General features: G+C 40.0%; 6 protein-coding genes and 2 pseudogenes. All 8 read left to right on the forward strand.

The window, feature by feature from the left end:
* The coding region (locus tag AC075J_RS11205; protein ID WP_476390327.1) for a hypothetical protein at positions 1-280 on the forward strand (280 nt) is incomplete at its 5' end.
* 758 nt (positions 281-1038) lie between these two features.
* Positions 1039-1305, forward strand: a pseudogene (locus tag AC075J_RS11210) (toxin HicA).
* Entirely contained in the window at positions 1289-1651 is a 363-nt protein-coding gene (locus AC075J_RS11215) for a type II toxin-antitoxin system HicB family antitoxin (RefSeq protein WP_008704906.1), read from the forward strand. Before AC075J_RS11210 ends, AC075J_RS11215 begins: the two are co-directional and overlap by 17 nt.
* Before the next feature lie 293 nt (positions 1652-1944).
* A pseudogene (locus AC075J_RS11220) lies at positions 1945-3266 on the forward strand (glutamine synthetase family protein).
* A gap of 248 nt (positions 3267-3514) precedes the next feature.
* The gene (locus tag AC075J_RS11225) at positions 3515-4069 is read left to right on the forward strand and encodes an ANTAR domain-containing response regulator (protein WP_022380270.1); all 555 of its coding nucleotides are present in this window, start codon (positions 3515-3517) and stop codon (positions 4067-4069) included.
* 393 nt (positions 4070-4462) lie between these two features.
* Positions 4463-5794 carry an aspartate--tRNA(Asn) ligase gene (gene aspS, locus AC075J_RS11230; RefSeq protein ID WP_022380269.1) on the forward strand — a complete coding sequence of 444 codons (1332 nt, stop codon included), beginning with the start codon at positions 4463-4465 and terminating at the stop codon, positions 5792-5794.
* Positions 5795-5853: 59 nt separating this feature from the next.
* Positions 5854-6147, forward strand: a complete 294-nt coding sequence (gatC, locus tag AC075J_RS11235) for an Asp-tRNA(Asn)/Glu-tRNA(Gln) amidotransferase subunit GatC (RefSeq protein WP_022380268.1) — start codon at positions 5854-5856, stop codon at positions 6145-6147.
* 11 nt (positions 6148-6158) lie between these two features.
* Positions 6159-7029: amidase (locus AC075J_RS11240; protein ID WP_476390328.1), on the forward strand; the 871-nt coding region annotated here is incomplete at its 3' end.

Consider the following 7029-nt stretch of genomic DNA (forward strand, 5'->3'; position numbering starts at 1 on the left):
AGTAATGATTTGCTTTTTTAATAGAAGTGTATTTGTTGCCAGTGTACTATTGATCATTTACGGATTATATTTCATTTTATATCCTTATTTTAGCTATCAAGCAATTATCCCGTTCTTTCAACAATATAATCAGATGTTATATGGTTTTTTGAATAGGGAATATGATACAGTCTTGCAAACACAGGATGAAGTGTTTTTCCAAAATAATCAGAGAGAAATGAAGGGACTGATGAAGAAATATATTTTATGGCAACCGCTACCGTTTTTTGATGGTTTATGAGGTGGTTAGTGTTATTAGAAGAAAGAAACAGATTATGTATCAGTATTTTGCGATTGTTTTAATCACAATGTTATTATCGCAGATAAGAGGGAAAATATATTGAGTATGTATTATTGTTTTCTATATTGATATTAGGACAGAATGTTGTGAGCTGATAATGTGCAAAATGAATTACGTTTAGTTAAAAAAGGATTTCCGCTCAGATATTCTTTAAAAGAAAAATTACAATGCAAGTCAGTTATTGGAATGTTCTTGTTGTTACTCCCGATGCTCTGTTATTGGATAGCGTATAAATTTGAATTATTTAGTATTCTCCTTTGGATATGGATGCCGATTCAGAGTATTATAATATATACAGCAAAGAACCGGTCCGCAAAGGTTACTATATATACTTCGCTTTTTATTTTTTGTCATTGTTATCTATGAGAGTATGGTAGATGTTTTTTTTACAATAAGCTTATTGATTTTCTAAGCAAAACCGCTTATAATTTTGAGTCGGAACATGTTGCTATTATCCACAGCAAATAATACTTTTGTTACATTAAATTTGCATATCTACATATCTAAAATAATTTTTGAACCATTCGGCTCATCCATTTCCCTTTATGATTAAGCACAAAAGACAGTATTTTTGAATTTATATTTTGCGTATCTCTCTTTCGGAGAGTGCGGAAACCATTTTGTCAAATTTGGCATAGAAAAATTGATTGACACCATATTATACGATACCACATATAATATAAATAGGAGATATAAGAATGTCAAAATGGGATAAACTGATAACACGTATATGTAATTTATCAAAAGATCTTCGGATTTTGATGAGATTGCGAAAAGTATTGGAAAAGTTATGGATATGAAATGAATGTTCCGAGAAGTGGAAGCAGTCATTATTGTATGCATTTAGAAAGTCTGGATGTATGCCTATTACAATACCAAAACATGAGCCGATAAAGAAAGTATATGTAGAAATGGTAAGGGAAATAGTAGAAAGTGAGGCGAAGAATCATGAAGACACTGAATGATTATATGTCAATGTCCTATCGTATGGAAGTTGTAGAAGATAAAACCGAAGGAGGATTCGTAGTTTCGTATCCGGATCTCCCTGGTTGCATTACCTGCGGAGAAACAGTGGAAAGTGCAATTTCAAATGCCCTGGATGCAAAAAAAGCATGGCTTGAAGCTGCATTAGAAGAAGGAGTAGAAATCCATGAGCCGGATAGCCTTGAAGATTATTCCGGACAGTTTAAACTGAGAATTCCAAGAAGCCTGCATAGACTACTGGCAGAACATTCTCAGAGAGAGGGAATCAGTATGAATCAGTATTGCGTATATCTTCTTTCAAGGAATGATGCGGTATTCTCAAAATAGCGATTATAAGTAAGCTGCAAAGTGTGTTGTCGAGATCGGAGCGCACAGTAACATGGAAAGAGTCGATGATTTATTAACGAAAAATAAGCAGTTGACAAAAAATAAGCATGTTGTTATAATTGCCTACATGAACAAAGGCGTTCTTTCTATAGAAAAGTAACTGTAGAAAGTGCGCCATTTTTTATATCATTATAAGAAGAATCTATAAAACTTCCAGACAGGACAAAACTGTATCGAAGAATCATTAAGAAAGCAAAAACAGCAGAAACTATGCTGACAAGGAGTGAATGAAAATGGGGAATTATACCAGAGAAGAAATATTACAGATGGCTGAGGAGGAAGACGTGGAATTTATCCGTCTCCAGTTCACAGATATGTTCGGAACGCTGAAAAACATCGCCATAACTGCCCGGGAACTTCCCCGTGCGCTGGATAACCGATGTATCGTAGATGGTTCCTTTATCGCAGGAATCGCAGGAGAATCCGAACCGGATATGTACTTAAGACCGGATCTGACACCTTTGCAATTCTCCCATGGAGACCACAGCAGGGCAAAGTTGCCAGACTGTTATGCGATATCTATTGTCCGGACGGAACCCCTCATGAGAGAAGTCCGAGATATATCCTGAAGAAAACCGCCCGGGAGGCAAAGAAGGAGGGATACACCTGTCTGGTAGATCCGGAATGTGAATTTTTCCTTTTTCATACAGATGATAACGGAGTTCCGACTACTGTAACACATGAGAAGGCCGGATATCTGGATGTCAGTCCTGTGGATCTGGGTGAAAACGCAAGACGTGATATTGTATTAAATCTGGAAGACATGGGGATTGAGGTAGAATCTTCTCACCATGAAACTGCTCCTGCACAGCACGAAGTAGATTTCAAATACGGTGAAGTCCGTACGATTGCAGACCGGATTATGTCATTTAAGATGACGGTCCGTACCATTGCCAAACGCCATGGACTTCATGCGACATTTATGCCGAAACCAAGGGCAGAAGTAAACGGTTCCGGAATGCACATTCATTTCTCCTTATTTAAAGATGGAAGAAATGTATTCGTCAATCCGGGAAATCCACAGGAATTAAGCGAAGAAGCTTATTACTTCGTAGGAGGTCTTCTGGCTCACAGCAAAGAGATGGCACTGATCACCAATCCTATCGTAAATTCCTACAAACGTCTGGTTCCGGGCTATGAAGCCCCGACAGAACTGACATGGACAAAGAACAACCAGAATTCACTGGTAAGAATTCCGGGATCCAGAGGTATGGAGACAAGGATCGAACTGAGAAGTCCGGATGCAGCAGCAAATCCGTATCTGGTATTTGCAGTATGTCTGGCAGCAGGACTGGATGGAATCAATAAGAAGATTTATCCGACTAAGTCCTCCAGCAGAGAGTTATCCGAAACAGATCAGAAAACAATGAAGATTGAAAATCTTCCGGGAAATTTGAACGAAGCAATTGATTACTTCGAACAGAGTGACTGGATCAAAGAAGTACTTGGAACAGAATTTTGTAAAGAATACGCAGCAGCCAAGAAAAAAGAATGGCTTCGCTATACAAGAGAAATTTCAGCTTGGGAAATCGAGGAATACTTATACAGAATTTAATCGAATCAAACAAGTCCCCTGTAGAAATTGTAAAAGGCAATAAGCAGTGAGTGGGGACTTGTTTGTATCAGGAGGAGCGAAGCTTCTTCTGATAAACTGCGAAGCAGTTATTCGGTTATGAGCAAGTAGCGAAGCGGATTGCGAACATCCGCTTGATCAAAATCAAACAAGTCCCCTGCGGAGGTTGTAAAAAGCAATAAGCAGTGGACGGAAACTCAGGCTGTAATAGAAATAGGAGTGGCAGAGTTATGAGCAGCAGCATTGTGATTGCGTTACCGAAAATTGAAGACGCAAAGAAAATCCGCACAATACTTAACAGACATGGGCTCACAGTAGCCTCTGTCTGCAGCTCTGTCTCTAATGCGCTGGCCAGTATCTCAGAACTTGACAGTGGTGTCCTGATATGCGGGTATAAGCTGACAGATGCCTATTATAAAGACGCTCTCGATGACCTGCCACAGTATTTTGAAATGCTGCTTCTGGCTTCTCAGCGTATTATAGATGAAGCACCGAATTCCGTCAGCACTGTACAGATGCCGATGAAAGCAAGCGCACTGATAGATACGGTCAATGACATGCTCTATCATCTGGAACGCCGGATCAAAAAAGAAAAAAAGAAACCAAAGCCCAGATCAGAAAAAGAACAGAATTATATCTCGAATGCCAAACGCCTTCTGATGGAAAAAAACCAGATGACAGAAGAGGAAGCATATCGACACATCCAGAAATGCAGCATGGATTCAGGAACCAACATGGTAGAAACTGCACAGATGTTACTCATGCTGATGTATGATGAAATCTGATTTTTCAAACACGTTCTAAATAAAATATCCGAAAATAATAAGGAAAATTTTGTAAAAAATGACGATATTATTTTGACAGAATATGTGGTAATATACAGAATATATTTTTGTTCATATCAAGTTAGAGGCAAAATACATTTTAACCCTAACATTATATTATATATAGAAAGAACACAAACAAACATAAAATAGATAATAACAGGAAGAATGATTACAAAGGCGTAATCAGAGAGTCCAGGGGATAGGTGTCTCCGGATTTTCTGATTACGCCTTTTTGATATTCCAGGGTTTTAAGCCAAAAAGTCGTTGTGCTTGCACGAAAAGCCTTTTGAACTTGAAACCAGTGAAGATATCACAAAGGTTTTCAGAAATGAAGAAATGGAGGATGAGGAAATGGAATTTATGGATGGAACATGGAAAAAAGAAATCAATACCTGGGAGGAACTCGTAGGTAATAATCTCCTGAACCAGGAAGCCGTAATCGAAGGCGCTGTTCACAGCATCCGTAATATGGGTGATGTGGCATTTATCATTCTTAGAAGAAGGGAAGGCTTATTCCAGACAGTCTATGAAAATGAAATGGCAAATGTTTCCATTCATGAATTGAAGGAAGCAATGACGATCAGGGTGAAAGGAATCCTGCATGAAGAGGAGAGAGCACCCCACGGAAGAGAGCTTCGTATTCGTCATATTGATATTTTATCAACACCGGCAGAGCCACTTCCAATGGCAATCGACAAATGGAAACTGAACACTTCCCTGGAAGCAAAATTAAACTACAGACCGATTTCCCTGAGAAACATTCAGGAGCGTTCCAAATTTAAAATTCAGGAGGCACTGACAAAAGCATTCCGCGATTATCTCTACGGACAGGGATTCACAGAAATCCACACTCCAAAGATCGGAGCAAGAGGAGCAGAGGGTGGAGCAAACCTTTTCAAGTTCAGTTACTTCCACAAACCTGCAGTACTTGCGCAGAGCCCACAGTTCTACAAACAGATGATGGTTGGCGTATTTGACAGAGTATTTGAGACAGGCCCCGTATTCCGGGCTGAGAAACATAATACCAAACGTCACTTAAATGAATACACCAGTCTGGACTTCGAGATGGGATATATTGACAGCTTCGAAGAAATTATGGCAATGGAAACAGGATTCCTCCAGTATGCCATGAACCTTCTGAAAACAGAATATGCAAAAGAAGTACAGATTTTGAAGCTTGAGATCCCGGATGTATCCAAAATCCCGGCAGTCCGTTTCGATGTAGCCAAGGAACTGGTATCACAGAAATACAACCGTAAGATCAGAAATCCATTCGATCTGGAGCCGGAAGAAGAAGCACTGATCGGACAGTATTTCAAAGAAGAATATGGCTCAGATTTCGTATTTGTCACACATTATCCGTCAAAGAAACGTCCATTCTATGCAATGGATGATCCGGAAGACGCAAGATTTACCTTAAGCTTTGACCTGTTATTCAAAGGCCTTGAGATCACAACAGGCGGACAGCGTATCCATGATTACAATATGCTGGTACAGAAAATTGAAGACAGAGGTATGACGCAGGAAGGCATGGAACAGTATCTGGATACCTTCAAACATGGTATGCCGCCTCACGGTGGACTGGGAATCGGTCTGGAACGTTTGACCATGCAACTTATTGGTGAAGAGAATGTTCGTGAAACCTGTCTCTTCCCTCGAGATATGAACCGTCTGGAACCGTAAATAAGTCGGAAATAAAAGCAATATAGAATGTTACAGGCAGTATATATAAGGAGAAAATCATGGCAAAGATCATAGATGATGAAACAATGGAAAATGTCTGCATCCTGTCCAAGCTTTCCCTCTCAGAAGAAGAAAAGGAAAAAGCAAAAGCTGAAATGCAGAAAATGCTTGATTATGTAGAGAAACTGGATGAACTGGATACATCGGAAGTAGAGCCTATGTCCCATATTTTCCAGGACGAAAACGTATTTCGTGAGGACGTTGTCACAAACGGAGACAACAAAGAAGCAATGCTGGCAAATGCACCGAAGGCAAAAGAAGGACAGTATCAGGTTCCGAAAACCATAGGATAGGAGACAGGACAATGGAGTTGGAAAAATTAACAGCCCTGCAGCTTGGGGAAAAAATAAAACAGCGTCAGGTCAGCGTCCTGGATGGAGTAAAAACTGTTTTTGAACAGATTGAGAAACAGGATTCAGAAGTACACGCTTATCTTGACACATATAAAGAAGAAGCATACAAACGTGCAGAAGAAGTACAAAAAGGCATCGAGGACGGTACTTATACCAGTCCTCTTGCAGGCGTACCGATCGCGATCAAAGATAATATCTGTATTAATGGAAAGAAAACTACCTGTGCATCAAAGATTCTTGAGAATTTTGTGCCTCAGTATAATGCAGAAGTCATTGACCGTCTGGAAAAAGCCGGACTGGTCATTATCGGAAAAACAAACATGGATGAATTTGCCATGGGAAGTACAACAGAAACCTCCGCTTACGGCATCACCAGAAACCCATGGAATCTGGAACATGTACCAGGTGGTTCTTCAGGTGGTTCCTGTGCAGCAGTGGCAGCAGGAGAAACTTATCTGGCACTTGGTTCAGATACAGGCGGATCTATCCGTCAGCCAAGTTCCTACTGTGGTGTAACCGGAATTAAACCAACCTATGGAACAGTATCCCGTTACGGTCTTGTAGCTTATGCATCTTCCCTGGATCAGATCGGTCCTGTAGGAAAAGACGTATCTGACTGTGCAGCTCTTCTGGAGATCATCGCAGGACATGATACAAAAGACAGCACATCCATGAAAAGAGAAGATCTTCAGTTCTCCAAAGAACTGACAGGAGATATCAAGGGGATGAAATTCGGAGTTCCTGAAGAATATCTGGCAGAGGGACTTGATCCGGAAGTAAAAGCATCTTTTATGGGTGTTCTTGATACGCTGAAAGAACTGG

This window comes from Blautia sp. ZXY-1-C6 (assembly GCF_056339875.1).